Genomic DNA, 18,399 nt, shown 5'->3' on the forward strand with positions numbered 1-18,399 from the left:
AGCGCACCGCGAAGGAGCCCTCGATGTCAGACCCGTCGCCCGACCGTGACACCCTGCTCGCCACCTGGTACGAAGCCACCCCCCGACGGCTCGGGGAGCACCTCCGGCTGACCGGGACGCCGTCCTGGCTGGACTCCCCGGTGGTCGCCTCCCGACTCGCCCTCGGCTTCGGCGGCGACGCCGGACGGCCCCGCCCGGACACCTGGGTGGCCGCCGGCCCCTGCCTCGGGGACTGCGCCGCGGGGCTGACCCTGGAGGCGCTGGCCGTCGTCTACGGCCTGTTCGCGACCGCCCGGGCCAGTGGGCTGCGGCCGCTGCTGCACATCGGCACCGCCGAACTGGAGACCACCGACCCGCAGTCGGCGTCGACCTGGCGGAGCGTGGCCGAGGACGTCCGGGCCGTGGCCGAGCACTGCGCCCGGCTGCTCGGCGTCCCGGAGTACCTCGTGTGCGAGACCGGCGAGCACAGCGGGCACCCGGCCGTGCGGCGGGCCGTCGAGGCGTCCCGGGGCGTGGTGGAGGACGCCCGGCTGAACGGCGTCTACGACCTGTTCGGCACCCCCAGACCGGCGTCGCGCCGACACGTCGAGGCGGCCCGGTCCTGCCTGGCCTTCCACCGGCCCGACGTACTGGCGCAGGTGCTGGGGGCGCCGGTCGGGGGGCTGCTGGTGCTCACCGACGCCCAACAGGCGGCGCTGATGCCGCTGGTGGCGGAGGCCGACGCGGCCCGGCCCGGAGAACCCGGAGAGCCTGGAGAGCCTGGAGAGCCCGGAGAACCCGGAGAGCCTGGAGTGCCCGCGGCCGCGCGGGGCGGGCGGATCGGCTGGCTGGTCCAGTGCCCGTTCCCGGCCGTGGACGGCAGCGCCCGGATGTTCCGCGCCGCCCCCGACCAGAAGCTGCACGTCGCCGCCGACCCGGCCGTCCTGGAGTACGACCTCGCCCGCATGCCCGACCCGGTGTTCCGGGTCTGGGCGGCGTTCTGGTCGGCCGTCGACCCGGCCTTCCACGCCGAGGACCCGGCCGGACTGGCCGACGTCCTGCGGCAGTTGACACCGACCGGGGCGGGCACCCGGGCGCTCCAGGGGGCGGTCGCATGCTGAGGCCGCTGTCCCGGGAACTGCTGGACGCGCTCCCCGCCCGGCTGGTGCAGGCGCGGGTCCTCGTCGGACGGCTGGGCGCGCCGGACTCGGCGCTGGTGGGCGCACCGGGCCTGCTGGCCTGGTTCTGCGCGGCGCCGGACCGGCCCGACTCCGCGGAGGCGCTGCTGGTCGACGAACTCGCCGACGCGCTCGGCCTGTCGGCGACCTTCGTCGCCGACACCACTGATACCGCCGACACCGCCGACGGCCGGGTCGTCCCGCGCGCCGGGCTGCCGACCGTCGAGGCGCTGCTGTCCTGCGCGGGCCGGCTCGGTCCGGCCGAGGCCGCGCACGCGGCCGAGAGCGGCCGCCTGCCCGAGGCGCTGGCGCTGGCCGCCGCCGTCACCGTGCTCGCCGAGCAGGCCGGCGGCGGGCGGCTGGCCCTGGTGTTCGCCCAGGAGCGCCAGGACGCGGTCGAGGCGGCGCTGCGCTGCCTGCCCGACCGGGCCAGGCGGCGGACCACCGCACTGTTCCTGTCGGCCCCGGCCGCCGCCCTGCGGCAGCTGCCGCACCCGGGCCGCGCCCCGGCCGAGTCGCTGGCGCGGGCGGTGCGGCGGCTGCCGTCCGGCACCGCGGACGGCGACCCGGGGGCCACCCGGGTGGGCGGCTGCACGGCCCTGGCCGGGGCCGTCCGCTACGGGCAGCGCCGCCGCGACGGCGCCGACCTCGCCCGGATCGTGCGCGACTGCCGCTCGGGGGCGCCGTGCTCGGGCTGCAAACCGACCTTGCTGCGGCTGATCGCGCCGGAGTGACAGCCAGGCCGCCGACCGGCGGCCTGTGGACGAAAGGGCATCTGTGACACGCATCGTGGCCACGGCCGAGCCGTACGGCTTCGGCCCGGTTGCCAAACTGATCGGCATCGTGCGGGCGGCGCCGCTCGCCGTGCCGGGCCGGTGGGAGTTCGTCGGCCACGGCTCGGCCCTGACCGCGGCCCGCGCCGCCGCCGACCGCTTCGGGTCGGTCACCGAGCTGGACACCTCCGACGCGGCGGCCGTCCTGGCGGTGCTGCGCGGCGCCGACCTGCTGGTGGACGTGATGGAGCCGACCGCCGTGGTCTGCGCCGCCGCGCTGGGCGTCCCGGTCGGGTACGTCGACAGCCTCCCGCACGTCTGGCGCCCCGAACTGACGGCGCGGCGGATCGCCGCACTGGCGGACGAGGTCCGCGGCGACGAGCGCGCCGCGCTGCGGGTCTGCGCCGAACTCGCCCCGCACGACCTCCAGGCCGTGGCGCACGCACTGGCGGAGCGCTCCTACCTCCAGCAGGGCCCGAACCCCCCGCTGTCGGCGCTCACCCCGCGCCGGCCAGTCCCGGTCGGCGGCATCGTCTCCCGGGTGCGGCCCGGCGCGGACAGCCCGGACGTACTGGTCTCGCTCAGCGGGCAGCGCTCGGCGCTGGTCCCGCTGGAGGCGGCCGTGCGGTACGCGGAGCTGGCCGCCGGGCTGGTGCGCGGCTGCGCCGGACACCTGCCGCCCGACGGCTCGATCTGGCTGACCGGCAACCCCGAGGTGCTGGACCGCCTCCCGGCCGGGGCCCTCGCCGCCCTGCCCGGCACGGTGCGGGTGCGCCCGCTGGGCCCCGACGCGATGTCGGCCGCCGTGGCCGGGGCCGGGGTGGTGCTCGCCCCGCCCGGGCTGACCACCTACCTGGAGTGCGCGGACCAGCGGGTCCCGCTGCTGCTGCTCCCGGACCAGCACGCGGGGCACCGGATCAACCGCCGGCAGATCGACCCGGACGACGCCTTCGGCCCGTGGAACCTCGACACGCCGGCGCCGCCGGCCGTCCCGTCCTTCGCCGAGATCATCACCGACACCGGCGAACTGGCCGCCGCCACCGAGCGGGTGCTCGGGGACGCCGCCCGGGTGGCGGACGCCGGGGAGCTCTTCGGTGCGGCGGTGGCCGGGCTGCTGCGCAGCCCCACCGCCCGGGACGCCCTGGCCGAGCGCCAGTGCCGCCAGGTCGCGGCCGCGTTCGGCGGCACCGACGGCGCCCGCGCGATCGTCCGCGACCTGGCCCGGCTGCTGGACCCGCCCCCGGGCGCCGGGCCGGACGGCCCGCGGCCGGACCGGGTGCGGCCCGCCGTCGCCGGGGGCACCCCGGTGCGGGCCGAGCCGGTGGTGCTGCGCCCCGAGCTGAAGGAGGCCGAACGGCGCCACGTGGCCGCCGTCCTGGACAGCGGGGAGCTGTCGGCCGTCGGCGGGGGGCGCTTCGTCCGCGCACTGGAGGACGCCGTCCGCGCGGTGACCGGCGCCCGCCACGCCGTGGCGGTGTCCTCCGGGACGGCGGCCCTGCACATCGCGCTGCGGGCGGCCGCCGAGGTCGCCGGGGCGCCGCTCGCCGCCGGCGTGGCACTGCCGACGCACACCTTCGCGGCCAGTGCCAACGCCGTCCTCGCGGCCGGCGGCGCACCGCTGCCGCTGGACGTCGACGGCCGGACCCTGCGGCCGGTCGACGGCTCCCTCAAGCAGGCCGGCGCCGACGGCGCCCGGGTGCTGCTGTGCGTGCACATGTACGGCGTCCCGCTGCCCGCCGCCGGCCTCGCCGCCGCCGTGGGGCCGGGCACGCTGCTGGTGGAGGACTGCGCCCAGGCCCTGGGCTCCTGGCTGGACGGCCGGCACGTGGGCCTCGCCGGACTGGCGGGCACGCTCAGCTTCAGCTCGGAGAAGGCCGCCTCCAGCGGCGAGGGCGGCATGGTCATCACCGACGACGAGTCCGTCGCCGACTACGCCCGGGCGTTCCGGGACAACGGCATGACCGGCTGGAACCAGCTGCGGACCCCGGCACTCAACCACCGGATGACCGAACTGCAGGCCGCCGTGGCGCTGGGCCAGGTCGAACGGCTTCCCGAACTGCAGGCCGCCCGCGACGCCGTCGCCGCCCGGTACACCGAGCGGCTGGCGGGCACCGCGCTGGAGGCCGTGCCACCCCCGGCGGGAGCCCGCTTCAGCTGGGCCAAGTACCCCGTCCGGGTGCCCGACTCCTGGGGCGTCGACGCCGACGACGTGGTGGCGGCGCTCCGCGCGGAGAACGTCCCGATCCAGGCCGGCTACCGGGGGATGCACGGCTACCGGCGGCTCTCACGGGCCGGCCGGCCGGCGCACTGCCCGGTGGCCGACGGCTGGCAGCCGATGACCTTCCACCTGCCGACCGGCCCCGCGGTGAGCACCGCGCTGGCCGGGGAGGTCCTGGCCGCCCTGGAGAAGATCACCCACTGGTTCGACCGCTAGCGCCGAACCCGTTCCACCCCCCATCACCCCGTCCGCGGCGGCCGACCGAGGCCGCCGCGGGCATCCGACCCGCCCCGAGGAGACCTCGTGCCGCCGACGACGAGCCGCACCACCGGCCCCCAGATCCTGTACATCCGCCTGCTGGAGGCGTGCAACGCCCGCTGCCGCATGTGCAAGTTCTCGGGATCCACCGACGCCTACCGGCCGGACCCGGACCGGCTGCGCCAGCTCGTGGACGACCTCCACGAGCTGGGCACGCAGGAGGTCCGGTTCACCGGCGGCGAACCGCTGCTGTACCCGGAGCTCCCGGACATCGTCGCCCACCTGACCGAGCGCGGGATGCGCTCCTCCTTCGTCACCAACGGCGAGCACCTGGCCTCGCGCGCCAAGGAGCTGGTGGACGCCGGGCTGACCAAGCTCATCTGCTCGCTGGACTCCCCGCGCCCGGAGGTGCACGACGAACTGCGGCGCACCGAGGGGCTGCTGGCCGCCGCCACCGAGGGGATGGAGCTGCTGCGCACGGCCGCCGCCGCGGCCGGTACGGACGTCACGCTGATCGTCAACACCATCGTGTCCAACCGCACCTGCGGCCACCTGGACGAGTTCCTCCCGCTGCTCGCCGGGCTCGGCGTGCGGCGCTGGAACCTGATCCCGCTCAAGGGGGTGCGCGGCCTCTACCTCAACCGCGAACAGATCGACGCCACCCACGAGTTGCTGCGCACCCTGCTGCCGGCCATGGCGGCGGCCGGCGTCGACGCCAACACGCTCGGCCCGGAGATCTTCGGCGCCACCGAGGAGCAGATCCAGAACAGCAGCCGCGGCCGGTCGGTCACCTACGCCACCTGCAGCGTCCCGCTGACGGTCGGTTACCTGGACGCCAAGGAGGGGCTGCTGACCGCCTGCAACTGCCTCCCGCACTACCGCGGCCGCCCGCTGACCATCGCCAACGCCTGGGACCGGCCGTTCGGCGAGGTGTGGAACGACCCGGTGTTCGCCGAGGAGCGGCGCAAGTTCGCCGTCGAGGCACCGAGCCTGTGCCACGGCTGTGAGCCGTCCAACGTCCGCTTCAACGCCCGGGTCGCGGAGGCCCTGACCATCCTGCCGAGCCGGCCGGTGGCCACCGGCGCGACGGCCGAGAGCGGCGAACGGGCGCGCCTGCGGCAGGTCGAGGACAGCCTCTTCGAGCTGGGCGTGGAATGGCTGTGAGCCCCGTGCCCGTGAGCCCCGCGCCGACGCACACCGAGGCCGACGCCGCCGTCGCCGCGCTGGACCCGCTCGGCGCGGACGCCCTGCTCGCCGACCTCCCCGCACTCAACCGGGACGGCGACGCCGCCGCGCTGCAGCACCGCGCCGACCGGCTCACCGAGCGCGCCGGCGACGTGCACGACCCCGACCCGGCCCGGGCGGCGCTGCGCGACCTCGGCATCGTCGCCGCGTCCTGGTGCCGGCTGCACCCCGGCCGCCCGCCCGCGGACCGGGTCGCCGCCGAACTGCTCCGGCTGGGGGCGCTGATCGGCGAGCCGCCCCGCGACAGCCTCCCCTCCTACACCACCCGCAACCCGGCCGGCGGGCGCCGGCGGACCTTCACCGGCACCCCGGAGGAGGAGCTCTTCATCGCCGGACTCGCCACCGGCGCCCGGGTGCTGGACGAGGCGGTCGGCCACTGCGTGGTCCTCGGCGCGGCCGTCGACGAGGGCCGGCACCGTGACGCGGTCGCCGCCGCACGCGCGACCGGCGAGGCCTTCGCCGCGTTCACCCGGCTCTTCCACTCGGTGCGGCGGGGCATGACCGGCCGCTTCTTCGCCGAGGAGCTCAGGCCGTTCTTCCCGCCGATCGACCTCGGCGGGGCGTCCTGGCAGGCGCCCAGCGGCGCCCACCTGCCGATCCTCACCCTGGACGTCCTGCTGTACGCGGGCACCGCCGCGGCCGAGCCCGGCACCGGCACGCTCACCGCGCACGCCACCGACGCCCTGCCGTACCTGAGGCCCGACCACCGGGAGCTGGTGTCGGCCCGGCTGGGCGGGCCCGGCCTGATCGCCCGGCTGGCCGCCCGCCCGGCCACCGAGGCCGAAGCGCCGCTGCGCGCCGCCGTCGCCGACCTGACCCGGGCCTTCCTCCGGTTCCGCTACCCGCACCGCAAGCTGGCCCGGGACGCGCTGGAGGCCCGGCTCGGGCCGTCGGCCGACGGGCCCTACCGGATCGAGCCGCTGGAAGGGCTGATCGAGCTGGTCCGGGCGGCCGGGGACAGCCTCGCCCCCTGCCCCGACGGAGAGCGCCGACCGTGACCGCCCCCCTCTTCCACGGCTGCGCGGACCCGGCGGAGTACCGGGACCGCGCCCGGGAGCGCGCCGAGCGGCCGACCGCGCCGGTGCCCCTGCTCACCGCCGGGCGGCCCGACCTGGCGGCGGCGGCCGCGTACGCCGCCCCGCTGTACGCGGCCGGCCGCACCCCGCCGTGCAGCGACACCGGCCTGTTCCTGACCCCGCCCGCCGGTCCCGGTACCGGCGCCGATGTCGGTGCCGGTCAGGGTGCGGCCGACGGCCACGAGGCACTGTGGCCGCTGCTGCGCCCGCTGGCCCGGCGCTGGGTGCACTCCGCCGAGGAGGTGCCGCCGTCCGCCGGGTCGGTGCTGGTGGTCGCCGCCTACCCGCAGCTGCGCCACGACGCGCTGCGCCCGCTGCTGCGGCCCGGCCGGGAGCTGGGCCGGGAGCCGGGCCAGGACCGCTCGCCGACCCTGCTCACCGGCCGGGACGTGCCCTCGCTCAGCTGGATGCTCGCCAAGCAGTACGTGAGCGTGCGTCCGGAGGTCGTCGGCCGGGCCCTGTTCTCGGAGACCAACACCCCGCCGGCGGGCGGCCCGGGCGAGGTGTTCGGCGAGGCGGACCTGCGGGCCGGCGACCTGCGGGGCGCGCTCACCGGACGCCCCTGGCGCCGGGTCATGGTCCAGGGCCACGGCAGCGACGACCACGTGAACCTGGGCACCTGGACGCTGTGCGGGCGCGCGGGCGCCGACGTGCCCGCGGGCCCGGCACGCGCCCTGCCGCGCTGCGGCCACGGCCACGCCTGCTTCAAACCCGAGGACCGGCTGATCGGCCCGGCCGACGTGCTGACCGCCGAGCTGGTGCTGTCCTCCTGCGCCAACGGCCCCTTCGCCGACACCGCGGCCTACGACAGCCGGTACCAGGTGATGCTGGCGGCGCTCGACGGCCCGGCCCAGTCGGTGGTCGCCGCGCCCGGCGTGCACGACAGCGACCGGCCCGAGAACCTGGTCTACCTCGGCCACGAGCGGCCCGGCGGCCTGGCCGGCCCGCTCAACCGCAGCCTCGCGGACGTCACCCCGGGCCCGGTCTACCTCCAGTACGGCTTCCCGACGGCACCGGGCCCCGTACGCGGACCCGATCTGCCGACCGATCTGCCGGCCGACCTGCCGACCGAGCGGCTGGCGGTACCGGTCGACCGGGCCGTCGCCTACCTGTCGGGCGGGCTGCTCCCGGCCCGGCACCCGCTGCGGCCAAGGCTGGAACGGTTCGCCGCCAAGTACCTGGCGCTGCTCGCCAGGGCGGCCCGGCCCTACCCGCCGGCCGTCGGGGAGGGGCTGCGCAGCGACCTCCAGTCGCTGGACCACGCGATCGCCGCGCAGCTGCGCCGCGACCCCCAGGACCCGCTGGCGCAGTACCCCGAGCACTGGGCCCGGCGCAGCCGGATCGCCGGGCCCCCCGAGGCCTTCGGCTGCGTGTGCGGGCTGGAGGCGGCCCGGACCGTCCTCACCGGGCTGGCCCGGGTGGTCCCCGACACCGAACCGGTGCTGTGCCCGCGCTGCGGGGACGTCGCGGTCCGCCAGTCCGGCGCCCTGTGGGTGCGGACGGACGGGCCGCCGACACTGGAGGCCGGCGCGGAGGCGGTGCTGACGGTCGCCCTGAGCGAGGGACGGCCCGGGGCTCCGGTGCAGCTCGGCGTGTACTTCCCGCCGTTCCTGCGCGGCGCCTGCGCGGTGGAGCCGCCCGGAGCGCGGGTGCGGCTCTCCGCGGCGGGCGACCACACCGCCGAGTTCACCCTGCGGGTGGCGCCCGACGCGCTGCCGCAGCTGCACTACTACCGGGTCTTCGCCGTGCAGGACCTCGCGGTGTCCGGCGCCCGCCGGCAGTTCGCGGTCGTGCCCGCGCGGACCTGAACCGGGCACGTCGGAGCGGGCCGGCGTTTCGGAGCGTGCCGGGCACCCGGACGAGACATCGAGAGCGGGAGGGCGACAGTGCTGGAGATCGCCGATGGACTACGGGCATGGTGCGAGCGGGGGGAGCCGTTCGCCGTCGCCACCGTGGCCGCGGTGCACGGCAGCGCCCCCCGGCGGCCGGGGGCGGCCATGGCGGTGGACGCCGAGGGGTCGGTGCTCGGCTCCGTCTCCGGCGGCTGTGTGGAGAGCGAGGTGTACGAGCTCTGCCGCGAGGTGCTCGACGGCGGCCCGCCCGGGCTGCACCGCTTCGGGTACGACGACGACTCCGCCCTGGGCGCCGGGCTGACCTGCGGCGGTTCGGTCGAGGTCCTCGTCCAGCGGATCGACCCGGCGGAGCCGCCGGCCGGGTTCGCCTTGGCGCAGGCCGCCGCCCGCCGCCCCGCCGCGCTGGTCCGGATCGTGTCCGGACCGGACCGGCTGCTCGGCCGCGCCCTGGCCCTGAGCCCGGACCAGACGGCCGCTGACGCCGGGACCGTGGTCGGGACGGCGGTCGGGACACTCGGCGACCGCGGTGCCGACCTCGCCGCGGAGCAGCAGGCCCGGAGGCTGCTGCGGGCCGGGCGCACCGCCACCGTCCGGCTGTCCACCGCGGACGGCCCGGTCACCGCGCTGGTGGAGGTCTGCGCTCCGGCGCCGCGGCTGCTGATCTTCGGCAGTACGGACTTCGCCGTCGCGCTGGCACCCCTCGGCGCGCACCTCGGCTACCGGGTCACGGTCTGCGACGCCCGGCCGGTCTTCACCACCGCGGACCGCTTCCCCGGGGCGCACGAGGTGGTGGTCGGCTGGCCCGACCGCTACCTCCGGGACACCGCCACCGACGCCCGCACCGCCGTCTGCGTGCTCACCCACGACCTGCGCTTCGACATCCCGCTGCTGCGGGACGCCCTGCGGATGCCGCTGGGCTACGTCGGCGCGATGGGCTCGTGGCGCACCCACCACGAGCGGATGGCGGCCCTGCGCGCCGAGGGGCTGACCGAGGCGGAACTGGGCAGGCTGCGCTCGCCGATCGGCCTCGACCTCAACGCCTGCTCGCCCGAGGAGACGGCGCTGTCCATCGCGGCCGAGATCGTCGCCCACCGCAACGGCGCCACCGGCGCGCCCCTGTGCGGATCGGCACTGGCCCTCCACCGCGCCCCGGCGCTGTCCTGACCCGGCCGGCCGAGCCGCCGTTCAGCCCGGCCGTGCGTATAGGCCCCGCCTCCGGTCAGCGGCGGCCGGGGCGCCGCGAGGGCGGCAGCGGCGGCGCCGTCCGGGCCGGGGTGGTTTCGAGGGTGGTCAGGGCGAGCCCGACCGCCGTGTCGAGCTGGGGATCGCGCCCGGCCTGCCAGTCCTGCGGGGTCCGGACCGACTCGACGTCCGGGTCGACGCCCCGGTTCTCCACGTCCCAGCCGTACTCCTGGAGCCAGTTGGCGGACTTCGGCTGGGTCACGCCCGTCCCGTCCACCAGGGTGTAGCGCAGGTCGATGCCGATCACGGCGCCGGAGGTGCGGACGCCGACCAGCGGGCCGACCCCCAGCGCCTGGAGCGCCGCGGCGGCGACCTCGCCGTCGGAGCCGGTGAACTCGTTGACCAGCACGGCCACGGGCCCCCGGGGCGCGGTGCGCGGGTAGCCGACGGGCTGCGCCCACCGGGCCCGGCTCCATCCGACGGTCCGGCGGGCGAGCTGTTCCACGATCAGTTGCGAGAGCATGCCGCCCCGGTTCTCCCGCAGGTCCACCACCAGCCCCTCGCGGGCCGCCTCGGTCCGCAAGTCGCGGTGGAACTGCGCCCAGCCGGCGCCGAGCATGTCCGGCACGTGCAGATAGCCCAGCCGTCCGCCGGAGGTGCGGTGGACCAGCGCCCGCCGGCCGGCGACCCAGTCGTGGTAGCGCAGCGGCTCCTCGTCCGCCAGCGGGACCACCACGACCGTTCGGTGCTCTCCGGCCGCCGTGAGCACGGTCAGCTCGACCGGTTGGCCGGCCGTGCCGAGCAGCAGCGGGGCGGGCCCGGTGACCGGGTCCACCGGGCGGCCGCCCACGGCGACCAGCTCGTCGCCCGGGGCCACCGCGACGCCCGGGGCCGCCAGCGGGGAGAGCGCCCGCGGATCGGAGGTCTCGGAGGGCAGCACCCGGGCGATCCGCCACCGGTGGCCGGCGTCGCGGACCAGGTCCGCGCCGAGCAGGCCCGGGCGCAGCCGGGGGTCGCCGCCGGCCGGGGGCGGGCTGACGAAGGCGTGCGAGGTGCCCAGTTCGCCCTGGACCTCCCAGAGCAGGTCGGCCAGGTCGTCGTGGGAGGCGATCCGGTCGAGCAGCGGACGGTAGCGGTCCAGCACGCCGTCCCAGTCCACGCCGGACATGTCGGCGCGCCAGAAGTTGTCCCGCATCAGCCGGCCGGCCTCCGCGTACATCTGGCGCCACTCGGCCGCGGGCTCGACCCACACCCGGATCCGTTCGAGGTCGACCGGGGCCGTGGCACCGCCGTCCACCGGCCTGGTGTGCAGTGTGCCGCCGCCGCGGCGCAGCAGCAGCCCGGTGCCGTCACCGCTGACGGCGAAGCCGGTGACGCCCTCCTCGGCCGCCAGCGCCGCCCGGCGGGCGAGGTCGTAGCCCTCCAGCGCCGGTGCGGCGGGCCGGGCTCCGGGTGTGGCGGCCGCCGCACCGGTGAGTCCGGCCAGCGGCTCCCGCAGCCAGAGGACCTTCGAACCGGCGGTGCGCAGCGCCGTGCAGCGTCCGGCCTCGACCGGGAACGGCACCGTCCGGGCGGCGAGGCCCTCGGGATCGATCCTGGTGACCGCCGCGGCGGCGGGGCCGTCGCCGGGGGAGGGCTCGGGCGTCCACGGGTCGAACGGTGACGGCGTGCCGGCGGCCAGGGCCATCAGGTACGGGCGGCAGCCGAGCGGGAAGGACATGTCGAGCGAGTGGGTGTCCGGGACGGGGTCGAAGACCCGCTCGGAGAGGAACGCCAGGTACGCCCCGTCGGGGGTGAAGGCCGGGGAGTGGTCGTTGAAGCGCGGCGCGGTGGCGTCCAGGACCTCCCCCGTCCGGGTGTCGGCGAGCCGCAGCCACCGCAGCGGGCGGGGGCCGGCCTGCGACCAGGCCAGCCAGCGGGAGTCGGGCGAGAAGGCCAGGCCGGTCGCGTCGCCGTGCTCGCCGCCGGACAGCTCGCGGACCTCGCCGGTGGCCCACTCCACCAGCAGCACCCGGCCGTCGTGGGCGGCCACCGCGGCCTGCCGGCCGTCGGGGGAGACCTCGAACCCGAGCACCCGGCCGAGCCGCCCCGCCGCGACCCGGCGCCGCTTCCCGTCCCCGTCGCCGGGCGCGGGCGTGGGGGCGGCCGGTGCGGGAGCGCACTCCAGGGCGTCCTCGCCCTCGGCGTCGGTCACCCAGGCGGCCATGGCGTGCCCGTCGGAGCGGAAGGCACGCGGGAGGCGGGCCCGGACACCGGGCTCCGCCGCCAGGACCCGCACCGGCCCCCGCCGGTGGGGCAGCAGCTGGACGGTGCCGCGCACCTCCACCACGCTGCTGCGGCCGGTGTGGTCGGGGCCGGCGTCCCCGAGCCGGTCGGCGGCGCCGACGGGGTACGGCCGCAGCCGGGCGCGGCCGCCGCCCAGCCGCACCTCCAGCGGGGCCGGCTCCGCGTCCAGGTGCTCCAGCAGGTGGAGGCCGCCGGCCCGGGCGTGCACGACGCGGCGGCCGTCGGTGGAGGCCTGCCGCGCGTAGCAGTCCCGCAGTCCGGTGTGCCGCCGCAGGTCCGCGCCGTCGGGCAGACAGGAGTAGAGGGCGCCCGAGCCCTCGTGGTCGGAGAGGAAGGCGATCCGGTCGCCGACCCACATCGGGCACTCCAGCGAGCCGTCCAGCTCGGCCAGGATCCGCCGGGGCCCGCCGGGGCCGCCCGGGTCCGACCAGAGCCTCCCGGCGAGCCCGCCGCGGTAGCCCTTCCAGTCCACGGACTCACGGATCATCGTGGCCGAGGAGAGCACCACCCGGCCCTGCGGTCCGAAGGCGATGTCGCCGAGCGGCCCGTACGGCAGCCGCTCGCCCGGACCGCCGTCGACCGGGAGCGCGTACGCCCAGGGGCGGCGCTGGGTGGGCTGGCCGTGGGTGGTGGTGGCCACCACCCGGCCGTCCGGGGTCCAGCCGCAGACGGCGGTCCGCCAGACGCCCCAGTGGGTCAGCCGGCGCACCGGGCCGCCCTCGACGGGGGCGAGGCACACCTCGGTGTCGGAGCCGGAGCCCGAGGTGAAGGCGATGTGCCGGCCGTCCGGGGAGATCCTCGGCCGGGCCACGGGCTGCCCGCCGTCGGTGATCCGCCAGGCCCGTCCGGTGCGCACGGCGCCCGGGCCGCCGCCGGCTTCGAGCGGGGCGGCCCACACGCAGTCCTCGGCGGTGAAGGTGAGCAGGTCGCCGCGCAGGTGCGGGAACCGGAGGTAGGAAGCCTGCATCGATCTCGTCCCGTTGACGTCCGCCGACGCGCTCGCGTGCGCGCCGGTCGCCGGAGCAGGACGGTGTCACGGCGGCGGGTGGGCCGTCACTGCGGAAAGCCGCAGCGCCCGCGGCGCGGGGGCGGTTGCGGCTTCCCGCAGTGGCCCGGGCGGTCCGGACTGCCACGCTGCCACCGAGTGGGGTTGACCGAGGAGGGGCATGTCCGGAATTGCCGGTTGGGTGGATCGTGGGCGGGACCTCGCCGCACAGGAGCTGTCGGCGGCCCGGCTGGCGGCCGGACTGGCGGCCCGGGGCCAGGCCGGCGAGGGCTGGCTGACCGACCGCCACGCGGTGTTCGCGCAGCGGGTCGACGCCGCCTGGACGGGCGCCGCGCAACCCGCGGCGGTGCACCGGGACGGGCGGCTCGTGGCGATGGCCGTCTGCGACGGGTACCTGCACAACGGTGACGAGCTGTGGCGGGCGGCGGCGTCCAGGAGCACGGCCACCGCGACCCCCGCGGCCGCTTCGACCCGCCGGCCGGGCTCGCCGGACCGGGGGGAGCCCTCCGTCTCCGAGGTGCTGCTGCGCTGCTACCTGGCCTGGGGGCAGGACGCCCTGCCCCGGCTGGAGGGCTGCTTCGCCTTCGCGATCTGGGACGCCCGGCGGTCCGAACTCCTGCTCGGCCGGGACAGGTTGGGCGTGCAGCCGCTGAGCTACCTGCCGACCGCGGACGGCGCCGTGTTCGCCTCCGACGTGGCCGTCCTGGCGGAACACCCCATGGTCACCCCGGAGTTGGACGCCGATGGACTGTGCGGAGTGCTGACCCAGCTCCGGCCGTGGGGCCGCGGCGCGCTGCGCGGGGTCCGCGAGGTACCCCCCGCGCACCTCGTCCGGATCGGCGTGGACGGCGAACGCGCGTACCGCTACTGGTCGCTGGAGGCCCGCCCGCACACGCTCGACCGCAACGCCACCATCGAGCGGGCGGGCGAGCTGCTGCGCAGCGCCGTCGAACGCGACGCGCGGGGCACCGATCCGGCCGTGCTGCTCTCCGGCGGGCTCGACTCCAGCGCGCTGACCGGCCTGGTCGCGTCCGGGACGGGCCGACCGCCCCGGACCTTCACCGTCGTGTTCGGGTCCACCGCCGCGGCCGTGCCCGACCGGCCGTTCGCCCGGGAGGTCGCCGAGTTCTGGGGCTGCGACGCCCGGGAGGTGACGGTCCGCCCGGAGGAGCTGTCCGACCCGGTCGCCCTGGCCGACGTGCTGTCCGCCAAGGACTACCCCTCGCCGTTCGGGGACAAGGACACCACGCCGTACCTGTTCAGCCGCCAGGTCGCCCGACGGGTGCCGGTGGTGCTCAGCGGCGAGGCCGCGGACTCGGTCTTCGGCGGGATCGGCGGAGCGATCGACGGGGAGCGGAGGCTGGAGAGCTTCCCGTGGATCGAGCGGGCCCGCAGGTTCGGCGTCGAGCACGGCATCGGCACCGGGCTGTTCGCCCCCGACCTGCTGCGCGACATCGACGTCACGGGCTACCTCGACCGGCGCTTCCACGAGGCCAGCGCGGAGGTGCCCTACCTGCCCGGGGAGTCGGCCGTGCACGCGCTGGCGCGGCAGGTGGACTACCTGGTGGTGACCAGGCTGCTGGAGCAGGGCGTCGGCCACTCGGAGCGGCTGTCCGCGGCGGCCGGGCTCCAGGTGCGGTTCCCGTTCCTGGACCACCGGCTGCTCACCTTCCTCTACAACGTCCCGCCCGAGGTGAAGAGCTTCGACGGGCGGGAGAAGAGCCTGCTGCGGGCGATCGCCCGGGACCTCCTCCCCGACTCGGTGCTGGCCAGGGCCAAGGTGCCCTACCCGATCACCTACGCCGGGCAGTACAAGGCGGCCCTGCTGCAGCGGCTGAGGCACCTGCTCGACGACCCGGGCGCGCCGGTGCTGCCGCTGGTGGACGCCGCGGCGGTGAAGCGCCTCCTGGACACCCCGGACCTGATGGACCGGGGCGGCTGGATCGGACGGGCCGACGTCGAGATGGTGCTGAAGTGCGACGCCTGGCTGCGGCGGCTGCGGGTGGGCATCCGCCTGTGACCGGCGCACGGCCCGGCACTCTCCACGCACGCCCCGGCGATGCCGACGCACGCCCCCGGAATCCCGACGCACGGAAGAGGACGAACCTGATGCCGACCACACCGCCCGCGGACTCCGCGCTGTACCGGCTCTTCGCCGACCAGGCCGCCCGCGGCGCCGACGGGCAGGCGGTCCGCGACGAGTCCGGAACCGTCCTGACCTACCGCGAACTGGCCTCCCGCGCCGAGGCGTTGGCCGCCGCCGTCCGCGAGCGCTGCCCGGGCGCCGGACGCCGGGTCGGACTCCACCTCGGCCGGACGGCCGACCTCGTCACGGCCGTGCTCGCGGTGGTCGCCGCGGGCCACGTCTACGTCCCGCTGGACCCGGCCTACCCGGAGGACCGGCTGCGCTTCATGGCCGAGGACAGCGAGCTGGCCCTGGTCCTCTCCGACCGGGAGCCGTCCGGGGCGCTGGACGGCGTCCAGGTGCTGCGCGTCGACGGCTTCGACTGGACGCGGCCGACGGACGGCGCGGGGTCGGGAGGGGGCTTGCCGGTCGGGGCGCCGGAGGACGCGATCGCCTACGTCATCTACACCTCCGGCTCCACCGGCCGGCCGAAGGGCGTCGAGGTGCGCGGGCGCAGCGTGGTCGCCATGGTGGAGTCGGTCCGCGCCGCCTACGACTTCACCGAGCGCGACGTGTGGACGCTGTTCCACTCGTACTGCTTCGACTTCTCGGTGTGGGAGATGTGGGGGGCGCTGGCCACCGGAGCCTGCCTGGTGGTCGTCCCGGCGGCGACCGCGCAGTCGCCGCGCGCCTGCGCGGAGCTGCTGGTCCGCGAGGGCGTGACGGTGATGAGCGTGGTCCCGACGGTCTTCCGCTACCTGGTGGCCGCGCTCCGCGTCGTGCCCGCGGAGGGGATCGCGCTGCGCCGGGTCATCTTCGGCGGCGAGGCGGTGGTGCCGTCCGACATCCGCGCCTACCGCGAACTGCTCGGCAGCGGGTGCGAGTTCGTCAACACCTACGGCATCACCGAGACCACCGTCTTCGTGAGCACCCGCACCCTGTCGGACGCCGAACTGGACCGGCCGGGCGGTGGCGACCGCTTCGCCACCGAGCTGGGCCGGCCGCTGGACGGCTGGGAGGTGCAGGTGCTCGACGAGGACGGGCTCCCGGTACCGGTGGGCGGCTGCGGCGAGATCAACGTCGCGGGCGCGGGTGTCGCCGTCGGCTACCTGGGCCTGCCCGACCGCACCGAGGACTGCTTCCGCCTGCTGGCCCTGCCCGGTCGGCGGCCCGAACGGTACTACCGCAGCGGGGACTTGGCCACCCGCACCGCCGAGGACGTGTACTGCTACGCGGGCCGCGTCGACGACCAGGTGAAGATCAACGGGTTCCGGATCGAACCGGGCGAGGTGGAGGCGGTGCTGCGCGGTATCCCGGACGTGGCGGACGCCGCCGTCGTCCCCACCCTCAGCCGGACCGGCGGGCGAATGCTGACCGCCTTCTACACCGCCGGATCCGCCGTCCCCGCCGAGGAGTTGCAGCGCCGCGCCCGCCGGCTGCTGCCCGGCCACCTGGTGCCCGGCCGCTTCGTCCGACTGCCGGAACTGCCGCGCAACCCGTCCGGCAAGACGGACCGCCGGGCGCTACGGAGCCTGGGCGAGGGGTAGCCATCGGGGCGGACCACCACGACGACAACGACGAGAACTCTCCAGACAGGTGACGAAGATGACGAATGTTTCCCCGGCGGACCCTGCTACGGCTCCGCGCGCCGACCTGGGCGTGATCGGCGGCTCGGGCCTCTACGCGCTGTTGGACGACGTGGTCGAGGTACGGGTCGACACCCCGTACGGGCCGCCCAGCGACGCGCTGTTCCTGGGGGAGGTGGCCGGGCGGCGGGTGGCCTTCCTGCCCCGGCACGGCCGCGGCCACGGCCTGCCGCCGCACCGGATCAACTACCGGGCCAACCTGTGGGCGCTGCACTCGCTGGGCGTGCGCCAGGTGCTGGCGCCGTGCGCGGTGGGCGGGCTGCGCCCGGAGTACGGGCCCGGGACGCTGCTCGTTCCCGACCAGTTCGTCGACCGCACCTCCGGCCGCGTACAGACCTACTACGACGGCCTGCCGCTGTCCGACGGGACGCTCCCCGAGGTGGTGCACGTGTCGATGGCCGACCCGTACTGCCCGGACGGGCGGTCGGCCGCCCTGGACGCGGCCCGCGACGCGGCCTGGGAACCGGTCGACGGCGGCACCCTGGCGGTGATCGAGGGCCCGCGCTTCTCCACCCGCGCCGAATCCCGCTGGTTCACCGCCAACGGCTGGTCGGTGGTCGGCATGACCGGCCACCCGGAGGCCGTCCTGGCCCGCGAACTCGGCCTCTGCTACACCTCGTTGGCGCTGGTCACCGACCTCGACGCCGGGGTGGAGAGCGGCGAGGGCGTCACCCACGCCGAGGTGCTGGAGGTCTTCGCCGGCAACGTCGACCGGCTGCGCACGGTGCTGTTCAAGGCCCTGGAGCGGCTGCCCGCCGACCGGGACTGCCTCTGCTCGCACGCCCTGGACGGCCTCACCACCGGTCTGCCGGGTGTCACCGGCAGCTGACCCGCGGGTACCGCCACCGCCGCCGCCCCGCGCCGACCGGCGCGGGGCGGCGGCCTGCTCTTTTCGGGCCTTAGAGGCTCAGCAGACCGATGACATGGCCGTCCTGGTCCACCACCGGCCAGGAGTCCAGGCCGCGGGCGCGCATGGCGGCGGCCGCCTCGGCGGCGGGCATCCCGGCGGTGGCGAACGGCGCGCGGTCGAGCACGATGTCGCGGACCGGGGTGCGCTCGGTGTACCAGGACCGGGCCTGGAACGGCGCGAGGTGCAGGCGGGTCAGCAGCCCGGCACAGCGGCCGGCGTCGTCGCGGACCAGCACGTGGTCCGCGCCGGAGCTCTGCAGGATGTCCATCGCCGTGTCGACCATGACATCGTCGCTGATCTGCAGTTCCGGGCGTTGCATCAGGTCGCCGACCGTGGCGGTGGGCACGGGGCGTTCGACGGTGACGGACATGGGCGGACTCCTTCGTGTCGCTCCCGCCGGTGGTGGCGGCGATCAGGGCGCCGGCGGCGGGATTGCCTCCGGCGCCCGGGGTGGCGCTCCAGGTCGTCCCGGTCCCTACGCTGCGAGGGCGACGCGCCGCGGCGCCCGCCGCCGACCGCCACCGCCAGTGCCGCCGCCAGTGCCGCCGCCACTGCCGCCCTGCGGGTTGCGCTCGGCGTAGGGGGGACGGCTGCGCCGGTTGCGGCCACCGGACGCGCCGCGGCGGGGCCGTTCGACCACCGGGTCGGCGATCACCACGGGCAC

The 18,399-nt window shown here is 76.9% G+C and carries 12 protein-coding genes and 1 pseudogene; 10 read left to right on the forward strand and 3 right to left on the reverse strand.

Annotation, left to right across the window (positions count from 1 at the left end):
- The first annotated feature begins 23 nt into the window (after positions 1-23).
- The 7 genes from ACIGZJ_RS34785 to ACIGZJ_RS34815 all read left to right on the forward strand — a co-directional run bounded on the left by ACIGZJ_RS34785 (position 24) and on the right by ACIGZJ_RS34815 (position 9,744).
- Positions 24-1,100 (forward strand): hypothetical protein, encoded by a 1,077-nt coding sequence (locus ACIGZJ_RS34785; RefSeq protein WP_396461036.1) that lies wholly within the window; start codon positions 24-26, stop codon positions 1,098-1,100.
- Positions 1,094-1,891: a hypothetical protein gene (locus ACIGZJ_RS34790; RefSeq protein WP_396461037.1), complete on the forward strand. Its 798-nt coding sequence runs from the start codon at positions 1,094-1,096 to the stop codon at positions 1,889-1,891. The genes ACIGZJ_RS34785 and ACIGZJ_RS34790 overlap by 7 nt, the downstream gene beginning before the upstream one ends.
- 43 nt (positions 1,892-1,934) lie before the next feature.
- Complete coding sequence (locus ACIGZJ_RS34795; protein ID WP_396461038.1) at positions 1,935-4,364, forward strand: DegT/DnrJ/EryC1/StrS family aminotransferase; 2,430 nt, start codon at positions 1,935-1,937, stop codon at positions 4,362-4,364.
- 87 nt (positions 4,365-4,451) lie between these two features.
- A complete protein-coding gene (locus ACIGZJ_RS34800; RefSeq protein WP_396461039.1) occupies positions 4,452-5,570 on the forward strand; it encodes a radical SAM protein in 1,119 nt (372 codons plus the stop codon).
- The gene (locus tag ACIGZJ_RS34805) at positions 5,567-6,649 is read left to right on the forward strand and encodes a monodechloroaminopyrrolnitrin synthase PrnB family protein (RefSeq protein WP_396461040.1); all 1,083 of its coding nucleotides are present in this window, start codon (positions 5,567-5,569) and stop codon (positions 6,647-6,649) included. The genes ACIGZJ_RS34800 and ACIGZJ_RS34805 overlap by 4 nt, the downstream gene beginning before the upstream one ends.
- Complete coding sequence (locus ACIGZJ_RS34810) at positions 6,646-8,535, forward strand: hypothetical protein (RefSeq protein WP_396461041.1); 1,890 nt, start codon at positions 6,646-6,648, stop codon at positions 8,533-8,535. The genes ACIGZJ_RS34805 and ACIGZJ_RS34810 overlap by 4 nt, the downstream gene beginning before the upstream one ends.
- Before the next feature lie 78 nt (positions 8,536-8,613).
- A complete protein-coding gene (locus ACIGZJ_RS34815; protein ID WP_396461042.1) occupies positions 8,614-9,744 on the forward strand; it encodes an XdhC family protein in 1,131 nt (376 codons plus the stop codon).
- A 55-nt stretch (positions 9,745-9,799) separates the two neighbouring features.
- Here ACIGZJ_RS34815 and ACIGZJ_RS34820 read toward each other — a convergent pair whose 3' ends face one another.
- On the reverse strand, positions 9,800-13,015 hold the full coding sequence (locus tag ACIGZJ_RS34820; protein WP_396461043.1) for a S41 family peptidase: 3,216 nt from the start codon (positions 13,013-13,015) through the stop codon (positions 9,800-9,802).
- 199 nt (positions 13,016-13,214) lie between these two features.
- Here ACIGZJ_RS34820 and ACIGZJ_RS34825 point away from each other — a divergent pair, with 199 nt between their 5' ends.
- From ACIGZJ_RS34825 to ACIGZJ_RS34835, 3 genes are all read left to right on the forward strand, one after another.
- Complete coding sequence (locus tag ACIGZJ_RS34825; protein ID WP_396461044.1) at positions 13,215-15,074, forward strand: asparagine synthetase B family protein; 1,860 nt, start codon at positions 13,215-13,217, stop codon at positions 15,072-15,074.
- Between the two features lie 89 nt (positions 15,075-15,163).
- Positions 15,164-16,726, forward strand: coding sequence for an amino acid adenylation domain-containing protein (locus ACIGZJ_RS34830; RefSeq protein WP_396461045.1), 1,563 nt, complete (start codon positions 15,164-15,166; stop codon positions 16,724-16,726).
- Positions 16,727-16,784: 58 nt separating this feature from the next.
- The gene (locus ACIGZJ_RS34835) at positions 16,785-17,654 is read left to right on the forward strand and encodes an S-methyl-5'-thioadenosine phosphorylase (RefSeq protein ID WP_392941401.1); all 870 of its coding nucleotides are present in this window, start codon (positions 16,785-16,787) and stop codon (positions 17,652-17,654) included.
- Positions 17,655-17,724: 70 nt separating this feature from the next.
- Here ACIGZJ_RS34835 and ACIGZJ_RS34840 read toward each other — a convergent pair whose 3' ends face one another.
- Positions 17,725-18,105, reverse strand: a complete 381-nt coding sequence (locus ACIGZJ_RS34840) for a CBS domain-containing protein (RefSeq protein WP_396461046.1) — start codon at positions 18,103-18,105, stop codon at positions 17,725-17,727.
- A 105-nt stretch (positions 18,106-18,210) separates the two neighbouring features.
- Positions 18,211-18,399, reverse strand: a pseudogene (locus ACIGZJ_RS34845) (ATP-dependent helicase); the annotation flags it as partial.

The organism is Kitasatospora sp. NPDC052868, assembly GCF_044547105.1.
GTDB lineage: Bacteria > Actinomycetota > Actinomycetes > Streptomycetales > Streptomycetaceae > Kitasatospora.